Here is a 23,780-nt window from a genome sequence, read left to right as displayed (position 1 = left end):
GATGGTAGTTGGGGGATCTCCCCCTGTGAGAGTAGGACGTCGCCAGGCAAAGTATAAAAAGCAGCTCATTTGATGGGCTGCTTTTTTTGTGGTGTTTTTTGTTGAATGGGAAGAATGAAATAGGAATGCGCAGGAGTTATCAATACAGGGGAATAGAGAACGGGAGGGGGACATCTCTTCTAAGTGAGGGGAGAAAAGGTCTTTTAAGTCATTAATGACCTGTGAGAGTATATGATCAGCCAAGTGGGATGGACAGAGGCGTTATCTGGAGCCGAGGCTATGGGGGTGTAGCGCTAATTTGCGACTTTTTTTCGTTCCGTGCGATGGAGAATGAATACGTGCGAATAGGATGCTTTTACGAGTTATTTTATTCCAATTAATGGTTTGGCTTTTACTCATGACACCATTCGACATTCCTAGCAACGCCATTTGTCCATTTTGAGCACTTTTTGACGTATTGCTTCCCTCCAGGAGAAGAAATACCAGCGGAATTCTCCGATTTACTTGCGGGATTTTCAAGTGTATTTGCGATAATCAAGTTTTTATTTGCGAAACGCCAGATTGGCATTTATTCTATTTGTGAACATCGCTCGTTACCATCGATCCCGGTGTCTTACTTTCAAACATATCCGGTCACCTAGCACTTACCTCACAATATTTGCGAACGGAACCCAAACCCAAATCCCTTCAAACCCCCACGCCTATCCCGTTTACCAACCCCAAAAAAGGGAACATAAACACCATAGTCGGACGCTGCCAAAAATTGTACGAAACGATTTGATTTCTGTGCTTTCTTCCGCAGACTTTTTCTAGTAAAATAGATTTCAATTTGGCCCCTTCATAATAGGGGATAGGAGGATTAGGTTTTGTTGCAGAATAGTTATATCATGGTCGCCATCATCCTTATTATCAATATTGTATATGTATCGTTTTTCACAACGAGGATGATCTTGACGTTGAAGGGGTATCGGTACATTGCTGCGTTTGTGAGCATGTTTGAGATTGTTATATATGTTGTCGGGCTTGGGCTCGTCTTGGATAACCTCAATCAGATCCAGAATGTCATTGCCTATGCAGTGGGGTACGGGATCGGGGTCATTGTGGGGATGAAGATCGAGGAAAAGCTTGCTCTTGGATATATTACGGTGAATGTCATTACGAAGGAATACGACAAGGCGCTGCCCGGTCAGCTTCGTGAACGGGGATACGGTGTGACGAACTGGGAGGCGAATGGCCTCGAGGGGAATCGGATGATGCTGCAGATCCTTACACCGCGTAAGTATGAAATCCGGCTTTATGATACGATTAAGGAGCTCGACCCGAAGGCGTTCATCATTGCTTATGAACCGAAGACCATCCACGGTGGATTCTGGGTGAAGCAGGTTCGGAGCATCCGAAAGGGGAAAATCAAGAAATGAGTAAGAAGATGTTGTTTGAAGTGAAAGACGGTGAGTCGATCGGTGACTGCCTGGATCGCATGAAGGATCAAGGGTATATGCCGGTCAGGCGCATGGAAAAGCCTGTCTTTGAAGAACAGGGGAAAGAGACGTATGTCCCTGTAAAACAGACAATTGTTTTTGAAGGAAAGAAGATAGAGGAGTAGGACCTCCTAAATACGAACATTAATTTTCAGACTTTTATTATCGTTCGATTATTCGTTGACATCCCTCCGGTATCACGTTATGATGAAGACAAATAAACCGAATACCCTCATATAATAATGGGAATATGGCCCATGAGTCTCTACCTGACTACCGTAAATGGTCGGACTATGAGGAAAGTAGCTGTCTGGATCGAAGCTTGATTTGTGGACCCATTTTGGTGTCCGTGAATGATACCCGGATCGATTGCTTTCTCTCATTGTGGAGAACAATCGATCCGGGTATTTTTGTTTTTTAACCACAGGAGGTGCCTTGTTCATGATAGGTGTGATTATGGGAAGTACATCGGATTGGGAAACGATGAAGCATGCATGCGACGTATTGGATGAATTGGATGTTCCTTACGAGAAGCGCGTCGTATCAGCACACAGGACGCCTGATTATATGTTCACATATGCGGAGGAAGCCAGAGGTCGCGGGGTGAAGGTCATCATTGCAGGGGCAGGGGGAGCAGCCCACCTGCCGGGCATGGTGGCGGCAAAGACCACGCTGCCGGTAATCGGAGTGCCGGTGCAGTCGAAGGCATTGAACGGACTCGATTCCCTCCTCTCCATCGTCCAGATGCCGGGCGGGGTGCCTGTGGCGACTGTGGCGATCGGAAAGGCAGGCGCGACGAATGCCGGACTGCTGGCGGCCCAGATCCTCTCGGTTGAAGACAGCCGGATCGAAGGAGCTCTCGAGGCGAGAAGGGACAACTTGAGACAAAACGTTATGGAAAGCAGTGATGACCTTGACTAAGAAAACAATCTTACCAGGACAGACGATTGGGATCATCGGAGGGGGCCAGCTTGGCAGGATGATGGCCCTTGCAGCCAAACACAACGGCTTCAGGGTGGCGGTTCTTGATCCTGCGAGGAATGCTCCTTGCGCCCAGGTGGCAGATCTGGTCATCGCGGCTCCATATGATCAATATGATGCCCTCTACCGGTTGGCCGAAGAGAGTGATGTCATCACCTATGAATTTGAGAACATCGATTATGAAGCCCTGAAATGGTTGGGTGAAAGGGCGTATGTTCCCCAGGGGGCGGAGCTGATCCGCATCACCCAGGACCGGATCATGGAGAAGGAAGCCCTTGTCCATGCCGGTGTCGAGGTCGCTCCCTACGCGGTCATTCAACAAGAACAGGATATCTATGATACTATAGATAGGCTTGGCTATCCTTCAGTATTGAAAACGGCAAGAGGCGGATACGACGGAAAAGGGCAGTTTGTGATCCGGGAAAGGGAAGCCGTTCCGGAAGCGGCCGAACTGTTGAAGAACGGTGCGTGTGTCCTTGAAAAATGGCTCTCATTCGAGAAAGAAATTTCGGTGATCGTATCACGCAATCCCGATGGACAACAGACGCATTTCCCAGTCGTTGAAAACATCCACGTAGACAACATCCTCCATGAAACCATTGCTCCTGCGAGGGTGACGGAAGAGGTGGCGGATTTGGCGGTGGAAATGGCGACGAGGATCAGTGAGACCCTTGATCTCGTGGGGACACTCGCCATTGAGATGTTCCTGACGGAAGACGGCAGGATCTTCATCAATGAGCTGGCACCACGCCCTCATAACTCTGGTCACTTCTCCATCGAAGCATGTGATGTATCTCAGTTTGCACAGCATATCAAGGCTGTCTGTAACTGGCCGCTGCGCCAACCCGTTTTATTAAAAGATGCTGTGATGGTCAACCTATTAGGAGAACATATAGAGCCTATCATGAAGGCCATTCCAGAAAAGCCCGATTGGTTCATTCATCTGTACGGAAAGGACGTCCCGAAGGAAAAGCGGAAGATGGGACATGTCACCATCCTGACCGATGATATGGACGCCACATTGGATTCTGTGAACGGTGCAGGAATCTGGAAGGTTCAAGAAAAGATCGGAGGACGACAAGGATGATAGAACGTTATACGCGCCCAGAGATGGGAGCTATTTGGACAGAAGAGAATCGCTTTCAATCTTGGTTGGAAGTAGAAATCCTCGCTTGCGAAGCCTGGGCTGAAATCGGGGATATCCCGAAGGAAGATGTAGCCAAGATCCGTGAAAACGCAGGATTCAATGTAGATCGCATCAAAGAGATCGAGGAAGAGACCCGCCATGATGTGGTCGCCTTCACACGTGCGGTATCCGAGACCCTCGGAGAAGAACGGAAATGGGTCCATTACGGATTGACGTCGACGGATGTAGTGGATACGGCCCTATCGTATCAGCTGAAGCAGGCGAACGCCATCATCCTGAAGGATCTGGAACGTTTTGTAGAGATTCTGAAGAAAAAAGCCATCGAACATAAGCATACGGTCATGATGGGTCGTACGCACGGGGTGCACGCAGAGCCGACCACTTTCGGGTTGAAGCTTGCCTTGTGGTATGAAGAGATGAAGCGTAATGTCGATCGCTTCAAGGACGCTGCGGCCGGCGTTGAATTCGGGAAGATTTCCGGTGCTGTCGGCACGTATGCCAACATCGATCCTTTTGTTGAAGCGTATGTATGCGAAAAGCTCGGGATCACACCGGCACCTGTTTCCACACAAACGCTTCAGCGTGACCGTCACGCACATTACATGGGGACACTTGCACTGATTGCAACATCCGTCGAGAAGTTTGCAGTCGAAGTGCGCGGACTCCAAAAAAGTGAGACGCGTGAAGTCGAAGAATTCTTCGCCAAGGGGCAAAAAGGCTCTTCTGCCATGCCTCATAAACGTAATCCGATCGGTTCTGAGAATATGACCGGGATGGCTCGTGTGATCAGGGGTTATATGCTCACGGCCTATGAAAATGTACCTCTCTGGCACGAGCGCGACATCTCTCACTCTTCTGCTGAGCGTGTGATCCTACCGGATGCGACAATCGCCCTCAACTACATGTTGAACCGCTTTGCCAACATCGTGAAGAACTTGACGGTGTTCCCGGAGAACATGAAGCGCAATATGGACCGTACACTCGGCCTCATCTATTCACAGCGCGTCCTCCTTGCCCTCATTGATAAAGGCATGGCTCGTGAAGAAGCCTACGATACCGTGCAGCCGAAGGCCATGGAAGCATGGGAGAAACAGGTGCACTTCCGCACACTCGTAGAAGAAGAGGAAGCCATCACATCAAAATTGTCACCTGCTGACATCGATGACTGTTTTGATTACAATTACCATTTGAAACATGTAGATACGATTTTTGAGCGCTGCGGTCTCGTGGACTGACGCTCTGACAATCGCATAGGGACGGGTTTATATTCAGACCCCTCCCTTTTTTTATGGAAATATAGACTGAAGATTGGCAATGTTTCGATTTGGAGGGACTCAAAAATGGAAAAAGGTTCGCTGCTATATGAAGGAAAAGCCAAACGGATTTACGCGACGGATGATCCTGATATCGTGTGGATTCATTATAAAAACTCCGCCACGGCCTTCAATGGGGAAAAGAAGGCGGATATCGCTGGAAAGGGCGTCCTGAATAACAAGATTTCCAGTTTGTTATTTTCAAAGCTTGCCGAACGCGGCATCCAGAGTCATTTCATCAAACAGCTGTCGGATGAAGAGCAACTTGTGAAAAAGGTGGACATCATCCCACTCGAAGTCGTGGTCCGCAATGTGATCGCAGGCAGCCTGTCGAAGCGTCTGGGCAGGGAGGAAGGCGAGGAAATGCCTTCACCGGTCATCGAGTTCTACTACAAGGATGATGCCCTGGGGGATCCACTCATCAACGATGACCACATCGACTACCTTGGGGTTGCGACAAGTGAAGAGCGCCGGGAGATCAGGGATATGGCCCTCCAGGTCAACAGCGTCCTGCAAACGATCTTCAACGAGGCCGGTGTGATCCTGGTAGATTTCAAGCTTGAGTTCGGAAAGGACCGGGAAGGACAGATCCTCCTTGGGGATGAAGTATCGCCGGATACATGCCGATTATGGGATGCCGAGACGCGTCAGAAGCTCGATAAAGATGTGTTCAGAAGAGGAATCGGTAGTTTGACAGAAGTATATGCCATCATACTAGAACGATTGGGAGGAACTGCACATGTATAAAGTCAAAGTATATATCACCCTGAGAGAAAGCGTATTGGACCCGCAAGGAAGCGTGGTGAAGAATGCCCTTCATTCCATGGAGTTCACGGAAGTGGAAGAGGTTCGTGTCGGGAAGTATATGGAGCTGAGCCTCCCGTCATCTGTGAAAAACGTGGAAGCGGCTGTTGAAGAAATGTGCCACCGCCTGCTTGCCAATCCGGTCATCGAAGACTACCGATATGAAATCGAGGAGAGTGTCGCTCAATGAAGTTCGCGGTCATCGTATTCCCAGGTTCCAACTGTGATGTAGACATGTATCATGCGATCAAAGATGAAATCGGCGAGGAAGTCGAGTATGTATGGCATGAGGAAGCGAGCCTTGAAGGCTTCGATGCCATCCTGCTGCCCGGCGGGTTCTCGTATGGCGACTATCTCCGCTCAGGTGCCATCGCCCGTTTCTCCAACGTCATGAGAGAAGTGATCAAGGCTGCTGGCGAAGGGAAGCCCGTCCTTGGTGTATGCAATGGATTCCAGGTACTGCTCGAATCCGGTCTCCTGCCTGGTGCCATGAGACGGAACGATCATCTGAAGTTCATCTGCAAGACCGTACCATTGAAAGTCGAAACCAATGAAACGATGTTCACGAACAGCTATGAAAAGGGTGACGAGATCCAGATCCCTATTGCCCACGGAGAAGGCAATTACTTCTGTGACGAAGAAACACTCAAAGAACTGAAGGCCAACAATCAGATCGTGTTCACCTACGGTGGGTATAATCCGAACGGAAGCGTAGCGGATATTGCCGGGATCACGAATCACGCAGGCAACGTCCTTGGTATGATGCCTCACCCTGAGAGGGCCATGGAACCTTTACTAGGTAGTGAAGACGGGAAGAAATTATTTCAATCGATTGTGAAGCACTGGAGGGAACAACATGTCGTTAATGCTTGAACCGACTTCAAAGACAGTTAAAGAGGAAAAGCTATACCGGGATATGGGGTTGACCGATGAAGAATTCACGATGGTGGAAGAGATCCTCGGAAGGACACCGAACTATACGGAAACCGGCCTTTTCTCGGTCATGTGGTCCGAGCACTGCAGCTACAAGAACTCTAAGCCGGTCCTCCGCAAGTTCCCGGTCACGGGCGAACGCGTCCTGCAGGGTCCTGGGGAAGGCGCGGGAATCGTCGATATCGGCGACGACCAGGCCGTGGTCTTCAAGATCGAGAGCCATAACCACCCATCAGCCATCGAACCCTACCAGGGGGCGGCGACGGGTGTCGGAGGCATCATCCGTGATGTATTCTCCATGGGGGCTCGCCCTATCGCACTCCTCAACTCTCTTCGCTTTGGAGAGTTGGATTCTCCTCGTGTTCAGTATCTATTTAAAGAAGTAGTGGCAGGGATCGCCGGCTACGGGAATTGCATCGGCATCCCGACGGTCGGGGGTGAAGTGCAATTCGACGCTTCCTATGAAGGGAATCCCCTCGTCAATGCCATGTGTGTCGGGTTGATTGACCATAAAGACATCAAGAAGGGCCAGGCTCACGGAGTCGGTAACACCGTCATGTACGTCGGCGCCAAGACTGGCCGCGATGGTATCCACGGAGCAACCTTTGCCTCAGAGGAGCTCAACGAAGGCTCAGACGAGAAGCGTCCAGCCGTTCAAGTAGGCGACCCGTTCATGGAGAAATTGCTCCTTGAAGCGTGTCTTGAGCTCATCCATAACGATGCGCTCGTCGGGATCCAGGATATGGGGGCGGCAGGACTGACAAGCTCCTCGGCTGAAATGGCTTCAAAAGCCGGATCCGGTATCGAGATGAACCTTGATCTGATCCCGCAGCGTGAAACGGGGATGACCGCGTATGAAATGATGCTGTCTGAGTCCCAGGAACGCATGCTCATCGTCGTCAAGAAAGGACGCGAGCAGGAAATCGTCGACCTCTTCTCCAAGTATGATCTTGAAGCGGTATCCGTCGGACATGTAACGGACGACCAGCGTCTCCGCCTTATCCATAAAGGCGAAGTCGTATCCGATGTGCCGGTAGATGCCCTGGCTGAAGAAGCACCGGTCTACCATAAACCATCCAAGGAAGCGGCGTACTACAAGGAATTCCAGGCGATGGAGACCCCGGTGCCGAACGTGGACGATTACAAAGAAACCCTACTCGCCCTCCTTAAGCAGCCGACGATTTCAAGCAAGGAATGGGTCTATGACCAGTATGACCATCAGGTGAGGACGAGTACGGTTGTCAGCCCGGGCTCCGATGCAGCTGTCGTCCGCGTGCGCGGTACAAGGAAGGCCCTTGCCATGACAACGGACTGTAACTCTCGCTATCTGTATCTCGATCCGGAAGTCGGCGGCAAGATCGCCGTGGCAGAAGCAGCACGTAACATCGTCTGTTCAGGGGCGATCCCACTTGCCATCACGGACTGCCTGAACTTCGGTAATCCCGAGAAGCCGGAAATCTTCTGGCAGATTGAAAAATCCGTCGATGGGATGAGTGAAGCATGCCGGGAGCTCAGCACACCGGTCATCGGGGGGAATGTATCCCTTTATAACGAATCAATGGGAACAGCCATCTACCCGACACCGGTTGTCGGTATGGTCGGATTGATCGAAGACATCGATCACATCACAACTCAAAGCTTCAAAGCGGAAGGGGACCTCATCTATCTGTTGGGTGAAACCCTTGAAGAGTTCGGCGGCAGTGAGCTTCAGAAGATGACGGAAGGGAAGATCTTCGGCCATGCACCGGCAATCGATCTGAAAGTGGAGCTTCGCCGTCAGATGCAGCTTCTCGAAGCGATCCAGGAAGGCCTTGTCGCCTCTGCCCATGATCTTGCAGAAGGCGGTCTGTCTGTCGCCCTTGCTGAATCGGCTTTCGGTACCGATGGTCTTGGAGCGGAAGTGACACTCGCAGGATCAAACCCTGTAGCGGATCTATTCAGTGAAACCCAATCCCGCTTCCTCATCACCGTCAAACCGGAACATCAGGAAGCGTTTGAACGACTAGTATCTGAAACCACCCTCATCGGTCGCGTAACGGATGATGCGGCCCTATCCATCAAGTCCGAGGCAGAAGGCGGCCTCATCAATGCATCGGTCCAAGAGCTGGAAGCAGCTTGGAAAGGAGCCATCCCATGCTTACTGAAATCAAAGGCTTAAATGAAGAGTGCGGTGTCTTCGGTATCTGGGGTCATCCCAATGCCGCCCAGATCACCTATTATGGACTCCACAGTCTGCAGCATAGGGGACAGGAGGGGACGGGAATCGTCGTATCCGACGGGGAACGCCTCCGCTGTCTGAAGGGAGAAGGCCTTGTGACAGAGGTTTTCCATGAAGGGACGATCGAGAAGCTGGAAGGAACGGGAGCCATCGGCCATGTGCGCTATGCAACGGCTGGAGGGGGCGGATATGAAAACGTCCAGCCCCTCCTCTTCAACTCCCAGACCGGCGGACTTGCCCTCGCCCATAACGGGAACCTGGTGAATGCCAACGGACTCAAGCATCAGCTTGAAGGACAAGGAAGCATCTTCCAGACAACGTCCGATACAGAGGTCCTGGCCCATCTGATCAAACGAAGCGGATTTTCCAGCCTGAAGAATCGCGTGCGCAATGCCCTTTCCATGGTCAAGGGGGCGTATGCCTTCGTCATCATGACCGAAGATGAGCTCATGGTCGCCCTCGATCCCCATGGACTGCGCCCCCTTTCCCTCGGGAAGATCGGGGATGCATACTGTGTGGCATCTGAGACCTGTGCGTTTGATATCGTCGGGGCGGAATTCATCCGCGACGTCGAGCCTGGTGAACTTCTCGTCATCAATGATGAAGGAGTGACATCCGAGAAATTCAGTTTCTCCAGTGGCAACGCCATGTGTACGATGGAATATGTGTATTTCTCCAGACCGGACAGCAATATCCAAGGTGTGAATGTCCATTCCGCACGGAAGCGGATGGGGATGGAGCTTGCGAAGGAAGCACCGATCGAAGCAGACGTCGTGACGGGGGTGCCGGACTCCAGCATCTCGAGTGCCATCGGATATGCAGAGGCTTCGGGCATCCCGTATGAGCTCGGGCTCATCAAGAATCGTTACGTCGGCAGGACCTTCATCCAGCCGTCCCAATCGTTGCGTGAGCAAGGCGTGAAGATGAAACTCTCCCCGGTGCGCGGCGTCGTGGAAGGGAAGCGGGTCGTGATGGTGGATGACTCCATCGTACGTGGTACTACAAGCAGGCGGATCGTCAGCATGCTGAAAGAAGCGGGGGCGAAGGAAGTCCACGTGTGCATCAGCTCGCCACCGATCAAGAATCCATGCTTCTACGGCATCGATACGTCCACACATGAGGAGTTGATCGCAGCGAACAACTCCGTGGAAGAGATGAGGCAGATCATCGGAGCCGATTCCCTCACATTCCTGTCAACAGAAGGGGTCATGAAGGCGATCGACCGAGATGATCATTCCGACAATCGCGGGCAGTGCCTGGCGTGCTTCACAGGGAAGTATCCGACTGAAATCTATCCGGATACCCTTCATCCACACGAAAAAGAGCTAGTGAAATAGGAGGAAGATTGATGGCTAATGCATATCGGCAAGCAGGAGTTGACATAGAAGCAGGATACGAATCCGTCGATCGGATCAAGAAGCACGTCAAGCGGACGGCCCGGGAAGGCGTCCTTGGTCAGTTGGGGAGCTTCGGCGGCATGTTCGATCTCTCGGCATTGAACTTGAAGGAGCCGGTCCTCGTCTCCGGGACGGACGGGGTGGGGACGAAGCTGAAGCTCGCCTTCCAGGCGGATCGCCATGACACCATCGGTATCGACTGCGTCGCCATGTGTGTGAATGACATCGTGGTCCAGGGAGCGGAACCATTATATTTCCTTGATTATATTGCCACTGGCAAAGCCGTACCGGAAAAGATCGAAGCGATCGTCAAAGGGATTGCCGACGGCTGCGAGCAGGCAGGCTGTGCCCTGATTGGCGGTGAGACCGCGGAAATGCCGGGCATGTACGCAGATGATGAGTATGATATTGCCGGATTTTCCGTTGGTGCCTGTGAGAAGAAGGCGATCGTGACGGGAGAAGAGATCCGCGAAGGTGACGTTCTCATCGGCCTCGCCTCAAGCGGGATCCACAGTAATGGCTATTCCCTCGTAAGGAAGGTCTTCTTCGATGATCATGATTTCGACCTTGAATCCGTGCTCCCTGGATGGGACGCCCCTCTTGGTGAAGTCCTCCTGACACCGACGAAGATTTACGTGAAGCCGGTATTGGAGACGCTGAAGACATTCTCCATCAAGGGAATGAGCCATGTGACGGGCGGTGGATTCATCGAGAACATCCCGCGCATGCTTCCGGATGGAATGAAAGCCCATATCACCGAAGGTGCGTGGGACATCCCTCCGATCTTCGGAGCCCTTGAAGAGTACGGCAGCATCCCGAGGGAAGAGATGTACAATATCTTCAATATGGGAATCGGTTTCGTATTGGCCGTCGAGAAGGAATCGGCTGAAGAGGTCCTTGCATTCTTGAATGGCATCGGCGGGGAAGCGGCCATCATCGGGCATGTCGCCGCAGGGAACGGCGTGACGATTTCGACTGCCACAGGAAGCGGACGATCATGAAGAAGATTGCCGTGTTTGCATCGGGGAGCGGAAGCAATTTTCAATCGATCGTGGATGAAATCGACAGCGGCATGCTTCAGGCCGATGTCCGATTGCTTGTATGCGATCGCCCCGGCGCCCGGGTGACAGAGCGTGCGGAAGCCGCAGGGATCCCTGTCTTCTCCTTCCGGGCGAAAGAGTATGAAAGCAAGGAAGCCTTCGAAGGTGAAATCGTCCGTGAGCTGAGGGCGTCAGGGGTGGAGTTCATCGTCCTCGCCGGATACATGAGGCTGATCGGGCCGACGCTCCTCGAGGCCTTCGACGGAAAGATCGTCAATATCCATCCTTCCATCCTTCCTGCTTTTCCTGGTAAGGATGCCATCGGGCAGGCGTTCGATGGCGGGGTGAAGGTGACCGGGGTCACGATCCATTATGTGGATGCCGGAATGGATACCGGTGAAATCATCGCTCAGGAAGCCGTGACCGTGGAGGAAGATGAAACAAGAGAGTCCCTTCAGCGCAAGATCCAGGCAGTCGAGCACCGTTTGTACCCGGCAACATTACGCGACATGTTCAGAAAAAAGTGATGGGTCGATCGCTTTAATATGGTAGAGTGGTAACGTAGGAAGTAACTAACACCCTGAGGAGGATTCACATTGAAAAAAAGAGCATTGATCAGTGTTTCGGATAAAAGCGGAGTGATCGAATTTGCAAGCGAGCTCCGGGCATTGGGTTTTGAGATCATTTCGACAGGAGGGACGAAGCGTCTTCTTCGTGACAGCGGGGTAGAAGTCATCGGAGTAGAAGACGTGACTGGGTTCCCTGAGATCCTTGAAGGGCGCGTCAAGACCCTTCATCCGTTCATCCATGGTGGGCTACTGGCCAAGCGCGGCGAGGAAAGCCATCTTGAACAGATGAAAGAGCAGGGCATCGAAGGAATCGATCTTGTCTGTGTGAACCTGTATCCATTCCAACAAACGATCTCCAAACCGAATGTCGAAGCGGATGAGGCCATCGAGAACATCGACATCGGTGGACCGACGATGCTTCGTGCCGCAGCAAAGAATCATCAATATGTCACCGTCGTCGTCGATCACCTTGATTACGAAGACGTGCTGGCCGAGCTCAAAGTCAATGGAGTCGTTCCTCATGAGAAGCGCAGGAAGCTGGCGGCCAAAGTATTCCGCCATACAGCCGCGTATGATGCCTATATCGCAGAGTACATGACCGAGCTTGCAGGCGAGGAGAACCCTGAGCGCCTGACCCGCACATTCGAGCTGAAGCAGACGCTCCGATACGGTGAAAATCCACATCAGGAAGCATCCTTCTATCGTTCTGCCCTCGGGTCGGATTTCTCCATTGCCATGGCAAGACAGCTTCACGGGAAGGAGCTTTCCTATAACAACATCAGCGATGCCAATGCAGCCCTCCAGATCGTAAAGGAATTCGACGGTCCGGCAGCAGTCGCCGTCAAGCATATGAACCCTTGTGGCGTCGGAGTCGGGGAAACGATTCTCGAAGCGTACGAAAAGGCGTATGAAGCGGACTCCACGTCCATTTTCGGCGGTATCGTTGCCTTGAACCGCCAGGTGGATGAAGCCACTGCCAGGTTGCTTCATGAGATCTTCCTTGAGATCGTCATCGCACCTGCATTCAGCGATGAAGCATTCGAGATCCTTTCAGGCAAGAAGAACATCAGGCTCATGACCGTACCATTTGATTCCCTGAAGAAAACGGAGCGCCGATTGACATCTGTTGAGGGCGGACTCCTTGTACAGGCTGACGATACGCACACCCTCGAGCAGGCAGATGTCCGTGTCGTGACGAAGCGTCAACCGACAGAAGAAGAGTGGGATGCATTGAAGCTCGGATGGAAGGTCGTCAAACACGTAAAATCCAATGCCATCGTCGTGACGGACGATCAGATGACACTCGGTGTCGGTGCCGGTCAGATGAATCGTGTCGGCGCCGCCAAAATCGCCCTTGAACAGGCGGGTGAACGAGCAAAGGGTGCGTCCCTCGCATCCGACGCCTTCTTCCCGATGGGAGATACGGTGGAGACGGCAGCGGCAGCCGGCATCACGGCCATCATCCAGCCGGGTGGGTCGATCCGCGACGAGGAATCGATCAAGAAGGCGGATGAGCACGGGATCGCCATGGTCTTCACGGGCGTACGCCATTTCAAACATTAAGGTCATTCTGCCCCTCCTGATTGGGAGGGGCTTCCCTATCAAAAGGAGGTTCTACTGATGAACGTGTTAGTGATTGGACGAGGCGGCCGTGAGCATGCCATCTGCAAAAAGCTTGCCGAAAGTGACAGTGTGTCGAAAGTGTATTGTGCTCCCGGGAATGCGGGCATCTCCGAGGTGGCGCAACTTGTGCCGATCCAAGAGACGAATATTCACGCCCTAGTGGAGTTTGCCAGGGCGGAAAAGCTTGATTTCACATTCGTCGGTCCGGAAATTCCCCTTCTGGAAGGGATCGTCGATGTATTCAGGGAGGAGTCGCTTCCGATCTTCGGTCCGACAAAGGATGCGGCGATCATTGAAGGAAGCAAATCGTTCTCCAAGCAGCTCATGAAGGATTACGGGATCCCGACAGCGGATTATGAAGTATTCACCCATGCTGCGGATGCCATTGAGTATGTAAAGGGGAAGGGGGCGCCCATTGTCATCAAAGCCGATGGTCTTGCAGCCGGTAAAGGGGTCGTTGTAGCCGGTACGGTGGAGGAAGCGGTCGGTGCGCTGGAGGACATGCTCGTGAATGCCCGTTTCGGTGATGCATCCCAGAAGGTAGTGGTGGAAGAGTGTCTGTTCGGAGAAGAATTCTCCCTCATGGCTTTTGTGGACGGGAAGACCGTCCATCCCATGGTGATCGCACAGGATCACAAGCGGGCCCATGACGGGGATGAAGGACCGAATACTGGCGGGATGGGGGCATATTCCCCGGTTCCCCATATTCCTGATGCAGTGGTGCAGGATGCCGTGAAGACCGTCCTCGAACCGACGGCGCGTGCCATGGTCGAAGAAGGTCGCCCATTCACGGGGATCCTTTATGCAGGTCTGATGCTCACGAGTGATGGACCTAAAGTCATTGAATTCAATGCCCGTTTCGGCGATCCTGAGACCCAGGTGGTACTGCCGCGGCTGACATCCGACTTCGGACTCGTTGTGAAGCATTTGATCGAAGGGAAGGACGTATCCCTGGAGTGGAGCGGGGAAGCGGTGGTCGGTGTCGTCCTCGCTGCCGAAGGCTACCCTGGTTCCTACAGGAAGGGTGTGCCGATCCCGGATCTGAGCGCATTTGAACTTGTGTACCATGCAGGGACGGAGACGGGTGAAGCAGGACTAGTCTCAAACGGAGGAAGAGTCCTTCTCACAGCGGAAAAGGGACCGTCGGTTGAACAGGCCATGGAGGCGGTTTATGAAAAACTCCGACCGTTGGAAACACGAGGTCTCTTTTACCGAACGGATATCGGTGCGAAGGCTATCGGACGCGTTTCTTCCTGACGCGTTTCACGTAGACGAACAGGAATGCCACGATTCCTCCGATGATGGAGAGTAACACATAAGACATATCCGTGATGTATTCAAGCATGTTTCATCACTCCTTTTCATACGAATGAGAGTGCCGGGATCCCCGGCACTCTTTTCTTTGTGTCTCAGTTCTTTGTGAAGCCGGAATCAGGAATCCCGCCTTTAAGCGCTTTGGCCACCTCATCATTGGAGAATTGCTCCGGATTGAACTCGCTTTTCTTTTCTTGATGCGGTTCCGGGTGCACAGGGGTATGCTTGGCCGGTTCGTGCTGATTGTGGTGATCGTGACCCCCATGCTCGTCCTTCTTATTCCAAGAGAACATATCTTTCATGTTCATGCCTTTGTCAGAGTCCCTTCCCATAAGGTCTGTGACCGGACAGTACTTCAGGAATCCTTCCCCGATCTTCATGGCGGCGACGGCTGCAACGAGCAGATAGGACTTCCTCCAGGGACGTTTGACAAGCTTTGCAGTGGTCCAGGCGAGGAGGGTGAAACCGATGGTGATCCTCACGAGGGCGTTGATGATTCCAATGTTTGATGATACCTTCATTTCCTTCATCTCCTTGAGTGTAAAATTCACATAATTGTTTAAACCTTTACTGCGTTAAATAGTAAAATATGTTAGCATGGGAACTATACTATTATCATTCCACTAGAGGAGTGTTCACATTGGAACAACGCTACAGATGGAAGAACAAAGAGCTGAGAGAACATGTACAGGTGCTGGATGGTCAGCGCTCCCCCAGCATGCTCCTGAAGAATGCCACATACCTACATTCGACTCTCAAGAAATGGGTTGAGGGCCATATCTGGATCGACCGCGACCGCATCGTATATGCCGGAGACCGCCTGCCGGAACATACATCGGACTGCGAGATCATCGATTGCCGCTCCCACTATCTTGTTCCGGGATACATCGAACCGCATGTTCACCCGTTTCAGCTTTATAATCCCCAGACTTTCACCAAATATGCATCTCAGACGGGAACAACGACATTTATCAACGACAATCTGATGATGTTTTTATTATCAGGAAAAAAGAAAGCGTTTACTTTATTGAAAGAGCTCAAAAAACTACCCGTGACCATGTACTGGTGGACACGGTTCGATTCACAAACAGAGATGGTCCAGGAAGAAACGACATTCTCGAATCGGGAAGTGAAATCCTGGCTGGAGCATGATGCTGTCATCCAGGGTGGGGAACTGACGGCCTGGCCGCGCCTCCTTGAGGGGGATGATCTCATTCTTCACTGGATGCAGGAAGCGAAGCGGATGGGCAAGGCCGTGGAAGGCCATCTGCCGGGTGCTTCGGATAAGACGATCGCGAAGCTTCGCCTTCTCGGGATTGATGGAGATCATGAATCCATGACCGGCGAAGACGTGTATAAGCGCCTTCTCCAAGGGCTGACGGTCACCTTGAGGCACTCGTCCATCCGACCGGATTTGCCGGTTTTACTGGAAGGACTGAAGGAGCAGGGAATCGACACATATGATTCCCTCCTATTCACGACGGATGGGTCTACTCCGGCCTTTTACGAAGATGGTGTGATGAACGGCTTGATCAATATGGCCATCGAAAGCGGCATCCCTGAAGTCGAAGCGTTCAACATGGCGAGCTATAATGCGGCCAGGCATTACGGGATCGGACATCTTCATGGAATGATTGCGACGGGACGCGTGGCCAACATCAACTTCCTTAAGAAGAAGGACGATGCGACACCTGTTTCGGTGCTGGCGAAAGGGAAGTGGGTACTGAAGGACGGGGAACCGGTGAAAGAGGATACCGTCATCCCTTGGTCGTCCAATGGGTTCAAGCCCCTCGATCTCAACTGGGAGGCAGGATATGATGATATGCAGTTCTCCATGCCGTTCGGAATCGAAATGGTCAATGACGTCATTACGAAGCCGTATTCCATCGCGATCAATCCGTCCCAGGATGTACTCTCTACGGAGCACGATGAATCCTTTCTCCTCATGCTCGACCGCGGAGGGAAGTGGAGGATCTCGACGATGATCAAAGGGTTCGCTCACTCTGTGATGGGGTTTGCGTCGTCTTACTCCAATACAGGGGATATCATCGTCATCGGGAAGAGCAAGCCCGACATGATTGCGGCGTTCAACCGCATGAAGGAGCTGGGCGGAGGCATCGTCCTGACGGAACACGGGGAAGTCGTCCAGGAAATTCCCCTTCCATTGAGCGGGATCCTCTCCGACAAGGAGATGCCTGAATTGATCGGGGAAGAAAAGGCACTGAAAGAGGCCCTGATAGAGAGGGGCTATACGTTTGCCGATCCGATCTATACCCTGCTCTTCCTGCAGTCGACCCATCTTCCGTACATCCGGGTCACACCGAAAGGAATCTATGATGTCATGAATAAAACGGTACTCTTTCCGACGATAATGCGTTAAAATATGAAAGTAAGTTCATTTTAATAAAATAGGGGTGTTCAGCATGCTTGTTCGTTTCATGGCCATTGCCATAAGCGTGCTCACACTTGTCGCATGCAGCTCAAATCAGCCAACGAATCCGACTGACAACGAAGATGCCGTCCCAGTATCAGAAGACAAGACAGGTGCTGAGTCCCACTCCCCTTTAACAGGGGAAGTCCAGGATGAAGGAAACGGCAGGTCCATCGCCGTCATGATCAATAATCATCCGAAGGCAAGACCGCAATCAGGCTTATCCCAGGCGGATATCGTCTATGAAATCCTCGCCGAAGGGAATATTACGCGATTTTTGGCCATCTTTCAGAGTGAAAGGCCTGAGAATGTAGGTCCTGTAAGGAGTGCAAGGGATTATTATATCAGTCTTGCAAAGGGGTATGACAGTCTGTTCATTGCACATGGTTATTCACCTGATGCGAAAAAGATCCTTCAGGGCGGCGCTGTTGATAACCTGAATGGTATCAGCTATGATGGTACATTGTTCAAACGGGCAAGCTCACGGAAGGCACCCCATAATTCCTATATCACGTTCGAGAACATCAAGAAGGGTGCCGACGATCTGGGGTATGACCTTTCCGCCCCACCCAAGAATCTCGCTTTTTCGGATGATCCGGCAAAAGGGAAGGTTGCAGGCTCCGTCATGGTGTCCTATCAGGATCCTTCGTTCGATTCCACTTTCATCTATAATAGGGATGAAGGCAAATATGAACGGTATTCAGCAGGCGACCAAACCGTGGATGACGGAACAAAGGACCCCGTCCTCATCGAGAATCTGCTGATCATCCAAGCGCGTCATGAGGTCGTCGACACCTCGGGCAGGCGGATGATCGACTTCGAAAGCGGAGGGAAGGCTTACCTCATCCAGGATGGCATCCGCCGGGACGTCAACTGGAAGAACGACGGGGGGCGCATCCTCCCTTATCAGGACGGAAAACCGATTCCTTTCCACCCGGGCCACACGTGGATCTCTGTGATCCCCGATTCCCCGGGACTGTCGGAAGCCGTATCCTATGAAGAAGGCAGATGATCTTCTTCTCTGCGCGTTACGGCACTAATTTTTAGCAAATAAAGGAGTATACCATTATGCAAATCAATAAACTTAGGGGCAAAGAGCTCGATCAGCTCTTCAATGCTGTCCTTTCACTTCAGGATCTGGAAGAGTGCTATCGTTTCTTCGATGACCTTTGTACCATCAATGAAATTCAATCACTTGCTCAGCGCCTTGAGGTGGCACGCATGCTTCAGGACGGGAATACCTATCATAAAATCGAAACGGAGACCGGTGCCAGTACCGCCACCATCTCACGTGTCAAACGCTGCTTGAATTACGGGAATGATACGTATCAACTTGTACTCGACCGCGTTCATAAAAAAGATGATACAGAGGAAGACAGCTGATTGCAGCCGTCTTTCTTTTTTTGTCCGGCGGGTGATTCCTTCAACTTTTTTACAGCCGACGATGGTATGCGATGCCTGTCCGTAAATGATATAATACGTTAGATGGAAGAATGAATGGAGGAACGACAGTATGTATGATGTCCGGCAGTGGAGCCATGTGTTTAAATTAGATCCGAACAAAACCATAGAAGATGGAGAGCTTGAGGCCATCTGTGAATCCGGGACCGATGCCATCCTGGTAGGGGGGACGGACGGTGTGACCCTTGAGAATGTCCTGGATTTGATGGCTCGTGTGCGGCGCTATACGGTTCCCTGTATCCTTGAAGTATCGAATATGGAATCCCTGACACCGGGATTCGACTTGTATTTCATCCCCATGGTCTTGAACAGTTCGGACACCGATTGGGTGACGGGACTGCATCATCAAGCCGTGAAGGAATACGGAGAAATCATGAACTGGGAGGAGATCCTGGTGGAAGGATACTGCATCATGAACCCCGACTGCAAGGCGGCACAGCTGACCGGCGCAACAGGCGCCCTCGATGCTGAAGATGCAGCGGCCTATGCCCGCATGGCCGAAGAGATGTTCCATCTGCCGATCTTCTACTTGGAGTACAGTGGTATGTACGGGGATCTCGATACGGTCAAAGAAGTGAGCGACGCCCTGAATGAGACGACGTTCTTCTACGGCGGGGGCATCTCGAATGCCCGTCAGGCAAAGGAGATGGCGGACATCGCCGATGTGATCGTGGTCGGCAATGCCGTGTATGATAATCTGAAAGAAGCGCTCAAAACCGTGAAAGCTGTAAAAGGATAAAAGTAGCCATTGGCCTTAGCATAAAGTATAATGATAAAAAAATAGAACGTATGTTCGTTATGGTGGTGAAGAGAATGCAATTTTTGACTGATCGATTATTGAACGGGATGAATCCACAGCAGGCAGAAGCCGTAAAGGCGACCGATGGGCCTCTGTTGATCATGGCAGGTGCAGGCTCCGGGAAGACGAGGGTGTTGACCCACCGGATCGCCTATCTGATGGTGGAAAAAGGAGTCAATCCTTATAATATACTGGCCATCACGTTTACGAATAAAGCGGCAAGGGAGATGAAGGAGCGGATCACGAATATTCTCGGGGGTGCGTCTGAGAGTATCTGGATTTCCACCTTCCACAGCATGTGTGTACGGATCCTCAGAAGGGATATCGACCGGATCGGCATCAACCGAAACTTCACGATCCTCGATACGACGGATCAACAGTCAGTCATCAAGTCGATCCTGAAGGACCGAAACATCGATCCGAAGAAATTCGATCCACGATCGATCCTCGGCTCGATCAGCTCAGCGAAGAATGAACTGATCCCTCCCGAAGAGTTCGCGAAGAACGCAGGGAGCTATTATGATCAGGTCGTTTCCGACGTTTATACGGAATACCAGAGACGCCTCAGGAAGAATCAGGCGCTCGACTTCGATGATCTGATCATGACGACGATCCAGCTGTTCCAAAGGGTGCCGGAAGTGCTTGAATTCTATCAGCGGAAATTCCAATATATCCATGTGGACGAGTATCAGGATACGAACAGGGCCCAGTACATGCTCGTCAAGCTCATGGCGTCGCGCTTCCAGAATCTATGTGTCGTCGGTGATTCCGATCAGTCCATTTATAAATGGCGCGGTGCCGACATTGCCAATATCCTATCCTTCGAGAAGGATTATCCGAGGGCAAAAGTCATCCTCCTCGAGCAGAATTACCGCTCGACGAAGCGGATCCTCCAGGCGGCGAACGAAGTCATCCAGAAGAACTCGAACCGGAAGCCGAAGAACCTGTGGACGGAGAACCATGACGGTGAGAAGATTTCATATTTCAGAGCGGATACGGAACAGTCCGAAGCTCAGTTCGTAACGGGTAAAATCAAGGAAATGGTGGATGCAGGAAAGCGGAAATACTCCGACTTTGCCATCCTGTACCGGACCAATGCACAGTCCCGTGTCATGGAGGAAGTTCTCCTCAAGTCCAATATTGAATACGCCATCGTCGGCGGAATCAAGTTCTATGATCGTAAAGAGATCAAGGACATCCTGGCCTATCTGCGTCTCATTTCGAACCCTGATGATGACATCAGCCTGCAAAGGGTCATCAACGTACCGAAACGGGGAGTGGGGGCGACGTCACTCGATAAGATTGCCAGATATGCACAGGACCATGATATTTCCATGTTCACGGCCCTTGAAGAAGCCGATTTCATCGGGTTGAGCCCGAAAATCACAAAAGCCGTGATTGAATTCAAGGAAATGATCAAAGGCTATACAGGAATGCAGGAGTATCTGTCCGTCACGGAACTCGTGGAAGAGATCCTAGATAAGTCGGGATACAACGACATGCTGAAGGCAGAGAAATCCATTGAATCCCAAAGCCGCCTCGAGAACTTGGACGAGTTCCTGTCTGTAACCAAGGAGTTTGAGAAGTCGAATGAGGATAAGAGCCTTGTGGCCTTCCTGACCGACCTTGCCCTTGTGGCCGATATCGACAAGCTGGATGAAGATGATAAGCCGAAGGATTCCGTCATCCTCATGACGCTCCATGCGGCGAAGGGACTTGAGTTCCCTGTCGTCTTCCTGATGGGGATGGAAGAAGGGGTATTTCCCCACAGTCGTTCCCTTATGGAAGAAGACGAGATGGAGGAAGAGCGCAGGCTTGCGTATGTCGGTATCACCCGTGCCGAGGAAGAACTGTATATTTCGAATGCCCAGATGCGTACCCTCTTCGGGCAGACAAAGATGAATCCCGTTTCGCGATTCATCAATGAAATCCCGGCAGATTTGCTGGATAACGTGGTGACCGAGAAGAAAAGCGCCATCTCCTTCCAGTCATCACGCCCGGCTGCGCGTCCGGCACCGAGAAAACCGGTTTCACGTCCGGCACCGGCATCCGGAGGGGCTGCTGCAAGCTGGCAGGTCGGCGATAAAGCACAGCATAAAAAATGGGGAACAGGCACCGTGGTCAGCGTAAAAGGCTCCGGTGACGGCGTCGAACTCGACATCGCCTTCCCGAGTCCGACGGGCATCAAGCGCCTCCTGGCGAAATTCGCCCCGATTGAAAAAGTATGAACAACCTAAAAATCGTCTGAAAGGGCTGTGTGGAAATGGAACGACAATCAGCTGAAAAGCGCGTGCAGGAGCTGCACGAAACCTTGAATCAGTATAACTATGAATATCATGTACTCGACAAGCCGTCGGTTCCGGATTCCGAATATGACCAGCGTCTGAGGGAGCTCATCGAACTTGAGGACCAATTTCCGGACCTGAAGTCACCGGATTCCCCGACGCAACGGGTCGGAGGGGCAATCCTTGATTTCTTTGAAAAAGTCGAGCACAGGACGCCCATGCTCAGTCTCGGGAATGCCTTCAACGAGCAGGACCTACGGGATTTCGACAGACGTGTCCGCCAGGCAGTCGGCGACGATTTTTCCTATGTATGCGAGCTGAAGATCGATGGACTTGCCGTTTCCCTCCGTTATGAGGGCGGCCGCTTCGTTCAGGGTGCCACCCGGGGGGATGGTTCCATCGGAGAAGACATCACCTCCAACCTGAAGACGATCCGTTCGATTCCCTTGAAAGTGAAAGAAACGGCCGCATTTGAAGTGAGGGGCGAGGCGTTCATGCCGAAACGGTCGTTCGAAGCATTGAATGCCGCGAAAGAAGAGCGGGGAGAAGAACCGTTTGCCAATCCGCGGAACGCAGCGGCAGGCTCCCTTCGTCAGCTTGATCCGAAAATCGCGGCTTCGCGTAACCTCGATATCTTCCTCTATGCCCTGGCGGAAATCGGGGATATGGGGATCGAGTCCCACAGCGAGGGGCTCGACCGGCTGGATGAGCTTGGATTCAAGACGAATCCGGAGCGCAAACGGTGTGCCACGATTGAGGAAGTACTGGAATACGTGGAGGAATGGACGCAGGGCCGTCCTGATCTCTCGTATGACATCGACGGGATCGTCATCAAAGTGGATGCCCTCGATCAACAGAGTGAACTCGGGACGACGGCGAAGAGCCCAAGATGGGCCATCGCCTTCAAGTTTCCGGCAGAAGAAGTCGTCACGATCCTGAAGGACATCGAGCTGAGTGTCGGACGCACCGGTGTGGTGACGCCGACTGCGATCCTCGAGCCTGTCAGGGTTGCAGGGACGACCGTTCAACGTGCCTCCCTGCATAATGAAGACCTTATCAGGGAGAAAGACATCAAGATCGGCGACCACGTTGTGATCAAAAAGGCAGGGGATATCATCCCTGAAGTGGTGAACGTACTCGAAGAAAAGCGTACCGGCGAAGAACAGGAATTCTCCATGCCGACCCACTGTCCGGAGTGTGAAAGCGAACTGGTGAGACTGGAAGGAGAGGTCGCCCTCCGGTGCATCAATCCGAAATGTCCCGCTCAGATCAGGGAAGGACTCATCCATTTCGTTTCACGCAATGCCATGAATATCGACGGACTGGGAGAGAAGGTCATCAGCCAGTTGTTCAGGGAACAACTCATTGAAGATGTAGCCGACCTGTATCGACTGGAACGTGAGCAGCTTCTGGCCCTTGAACGGATGGGGGAGAAATCCGTTGATAATCTCCTTGCCGCCATCGAAGCATCGAAGAAGAACTCACTTGAAAAGCTGCTGTTCGGCCTCGGAATCCGTCATGTCGGTGCCAAAGCCGCCAAGACCCTGTCCCAGGAATTCGGGACGATGGATAAGCTATCCTCGGCGTCTGCTGAAGAGCTGACGGCTGTCAATGAGATCGGCGGGAAAATGGCTGAAGCCATCGTCGCCTATTTCGAGAACGAAGAAGTACAGGAGCTGCTCCAGGAATTGAAGGATGCTGGAGTGAATATGGAATATAAAGGACCGAAACCGGTCGCTGCAAGCGACGTGGACTCCTATTTCGCAGGGAAGACCATCGTCCTTACAGGGAAGATCGAACAGCTCAGCAGGAATGAAGCAAAAGAACGGATCGAAGCCCTCGGAGGCAAGGTGACAGGAAGCGTGAGCAAGAAAACCGATCTCGTCATTGCAGGGGAAGAAGCAGGTTCCAAGCTGACGAAAGCCAATGAGCTGGAGATCGAGGTTTGGGATGAGGATAAGCTGTTGGAAGAACTAAACCGATAAGA

22 protein-coding genes and 1 riboswitch are annotated in these 23,780 nt (G+C 52.0%); of the genes, 20 read left to right on the top strand and 2 right to left on the bottom strand.

What is annotated here, in order from left to right; genetic code table 11:
* Positions 1 to 866 precede the first annotated feature (866 nt).
* From AF331_RS15305 to purD, 14 genes are all read left to right on the top strand, one after another.
* Complete coding sequence (locus AF331_RS15305) at positions 867 to 1,418, top strand: DUF2179 domain-containing protein (RefSeq protein ID WP_053428918.1); 552 nt, start codon at positions 867 to 869, stop codon at positions 1,416 to 1,418.
* Complete coding sequence (locus tag AF331_RS15300) at positions 1,415 to 1,603, top strand: NETI motif-containing protein (protein WP_053428917.1); 189 nt, start codon at positions 1,415 to 1,417, stop codon at positions 1,601 to 1,603. The genes AF331_RS15305 and AF331_RS15300 overlap by 4 nt, the downstream gene beginning before the upstream one ends.
* 87 nt (positions 1,604 to 1,690) lie before the next feature.
* Positions 1,691 to 1,792: riboswitch (purine riboswitch) on the top strand.
* 127 nt (positions 1,793 to 1,919) lie between these two features.
* Positions 1,920 to 2,399 (top strand): 5-(carboxyamino)imidazole ribonucleotide mutase, encoded by a 480-nt coding sequence (purE, locus tag AF331_RS15295; RefSeq protein WP_053428916.1) that lies wholly within the window; start codon positions 1,920 to 1,922, stop codon positions 2,397 to 2,399.
* Positions 2,386 to 3,546, top strand: coding sequence for a 5-(carboxyamino)imidazole ribonucleotide synthase (purK, locus tag AF331_RS15290; protein ID WP_200908256.1), 1,161 nt, complete (start codon positions 2,386 to 2,388; stop codon positions 3,544 to 3,546). The genes purE and purK overlap by 14 nt, the downstream gene beginning before the upstream one ends.
* The gene (gene purB / locus AF331_RS15285) at positions 3,543 to 4,841 is read left to right on the top strand and encodes an adenylosuccinate lyase (protein WP_053428915.1); all 1,299 of its coding nucleotides are present in this window, start codon (positions 3,543 to 3,545) and stop codon (positions 4,839 to 4,841) included. The genes purK and purB overlap by 4 nt, the downstream gene beginning before the upstream one ends.
* A gap of 105 nt (positions 4,842 to 4,946) precedes the next feature.
* Positions 4,947 to 5,666 (top strand): phosphoribosylaminoimidazolesuccinocarboxamide synthase, encoded by a 720-nt coding sequence (gene purC / locus AF331_RS15280; protein ID WP_053428914.1) that lies wholly within the window; start codon positions 4,947 to 4,949, stop codon positions 5,664 to 5,666.
* The gene (purS, locus tag AF331_RS15275) at positions 5,659 to 5,913 is read left to right on the top strand and encodes a phosphoribosylformylglycinamidine synthase subunit PurS (RefSeq protein ID WP_048007507.1); all 255 of its coding nucleotides are present in this window, start codon (positions 5,659 to 5,661) and stop codon (positions 5,911 to 5,913) included. Before purC ends, purS begins: the two co-directional genes overlap by 8 nt.
* On the top strand, positions 5,910 to 6,596 hold the full coding sequence (gene purQ, locus AF331_RS15270; RefSeq protein ID WP_053428913.1) for a phosphoribosylformylglycinamidine synthase subunit PurQ: 687 nt from the start codon (positions 5,910 to 5,912) through the stop codon (positions 6,594 to 6,596). Before purS ends, purQ begins: the two co-directional genes overlap by 4 nt.
* Positions 6,580 to 8,814, top strand: a complete 2,235-nt coding sequence (purL, locus tag AF331_RS15265; protein WP_053428912.1) for a phosphoribosylformylglycinamidine synthase subunit PurL — start codon at positions 6,580 to 6,582, stop codon at positions 8,812 to 8,814. Before purQ ends, purL begins: the two co-directional genes overlap by 17 nt.
* A complete protein-coding gene (gene purF, locus AF331_RS15260) occupies positions 8,790 to 10,211 on the top strand; it encodes an amidophosphoribosyltransferase (protein ID WP_053428911.1) in 1,422 nt (473 codons plus the stop codon). Before purL ends, purF begins: the two co-directional genes overlap by 25 nt.
* A gap of 11 nt (positions 10,212 to 10,222) precedes the next feature.
* Positions 10,223 to 11,272 carry a phosphoribosylformylglycinamidine cyclo-ligase gene (gene purM / locus AF331_RS15255; protein WP_053428910.1) on the top strand — a complete coding sequence of 350 codons (1,050 nt, stop codon included), beginning with the start codon at positions 10,223 to 10,225 and terminating at the stop codon, positions 11,270 to 11,272.
* Positions 11,269 to 11,838 (top strand): phosphoribosylglycinamide formyltransferase, encoded by a 570-nt coding sequence (purN, locus tag AF331_RS15250; RefSeq protein ID WP_053428909.1) that lies wholly within the window; start codon positions 11,269 to 11,271, stop codon positions 11,836 to 11,838. Before purM ends, purN begins: the two co-directional genes overlap by 4 nt.
* 69 nt (positions 11,839 to 11,907) lie before the next feature.
* Complete coding sequence (purH, locus tag AF331_RS15245) at positions 11,908 to 13,443, top strand: bifunctional phosphoribosylaminoimidazolecarboxamide formyltransferase/IMP cyclohydrolase (RefSeq protein WP_053428908.1); 1,536 nt, start codon at positions 11,908 to 11,910, stop codon at positions 13,441 to 13,443.
* Positions 13,444 to 13,500: 57 nt separating this feature from the next.
* A complete protein-coding gene (purD, locus tag AF331_RS15240; RefSeq protein WP_053428907.1) occupies positions 13,501 to 14,760 on the top strand; it encodes a phosphoribosylamine--glycine ligase in 1,260 nt (419 codons plus the stop codon).
* Here the strand turns inward: purD and AF331_RS23125 are convergent.
* Both AF331_RS23125 and AF331_RS21985 read right to left on the bottom strand, forming a co-directional pair.
* Positions 14,738 to 14,848: an EYxxD motif small membrane protein gene (locus AF331_RS23125; protein ID WP_323856363.1), complete on the bottom strand. Its 111-nt coding sequence runs from the start codon at positions 14,846 to 14,848 to the stop codon at positions 14,738 to 14,740. The two genes, purD and AF331_RS23125, sit on opposite strands and share 23 nt — an antisense overlap.
* Before the next feature lie 64 nt (positions 14,849 to 14,912).
* On the bottom strand, positions 14,913 to 15,338 hold the full coding sequence (locus tag AF331_RS21985) for a YgaP family membrane protein (RefSeq protein ID WP_082346993.1): 426 nt from the start codon (positions 15,336 to 15,338) through the stop codon (positions 14,913 to 14,915).
* A 68-nt stretch (positions 15,339 to 15,406) separates the two neighbouring features.
* On the opposite strand from AF331_RS21985, the gene AF331_RS15230 reads away from it, so the two are divergent.
* The 6 genes from AF331_RS15230 to ligA all read left to right on the top strand — a co-directional run bounded on the left by AF331_RS15230 (position 15,407) and on the right by ligA (position 23,778).
* Positions 15,407 to 17,197 carry an adenine deaminase C-terminal domain-containing protein gene (locus tag AF331_RS15230; protein WP_053428906.1) on the top strand — a complete coding sequence of 597 codons (1,791 nt, stop codon included), beginning with the start codon at positions 15,407 to 15,409 and terminating at the stop codon, positions 17,195 to 17,197.
* A gap of 43 nt (positions 17,198 to 17,240) precedes the next feature.
* The gene (locus AF331_RS15225) at positions 17,241 to 18,260 is read left to right on the top strand and encodes a DUF3048 domain-containing protein (protein WP_053428905.1); all 1,020 of its coding nucleotides are present in this window, start codon (positions 17,241 to 17,243) and stop codon (positions 18,258 to 18,260) included.
* 56 nt (positions 18,261 to 18,316) lie between these two features.
* A complete protein-coding gene (locus AF331_RS15220; protein ID WP_053428904.1) occupies positions 18,317 to 18,631 on the top strand; it encodes a YerC/YecD family TrpR-related protein in 315 nt (104 codons plus the stop codon).
* 130 nt (positions 18,632 to 18,761) lie between these two features.
* A complete protein-coding gene (gene pcrB / locus AF331_RS15215) occupies positions 18,762 to 19,448 on the top strand; it encodes a heptaprenylglyceryl phosphate synthase (RefSeq protein ID WP_053428903.1) in 687 nt (228 codons plus the stop codon).
* A gap of 74 nt (positions 19,449 to 19,522) precedes the next feature.
* Positions 19,523 to 21,736, top strand: a complete 2,214-nt coding sequence (gene pcrA / locus AF331_RS15210; RefSeq protein WP_053428902.1) for a DNA helicase PcrA — start codon at positions 19,523 to 19,525, stop codon at positions 21,734 to 21,736.
* 35 nt (positions 21,737 to 21,771) lie between these two features.
* Positions 21,772 to 23,778, top strand: coding sequence for an NAD-dependent DNA ligase LigA (ligA, locus tag AF331_RS15205; protein WP_053428901.1), 2,007 nt, complete (start codon positions 21,772 to 21,774; stop codon positions 23,776 to 23,778).
* Positions 23,779 to 23,780: the final 2 nt, after the last annotated feature.

Source organism: Rossellomorea marisflavi (assembly GCF_001274775.1).
GTDB lineage: Bacteria > Bacillota > Bacilli > Bacillales > Bacillaceae_B > Rossellomorea > Rossellomorea marisflavi.
Note: the sequence above shows the minus strand (reverse complement) of the source record. Positions and strands in the feature narration are given on the sequence as shown.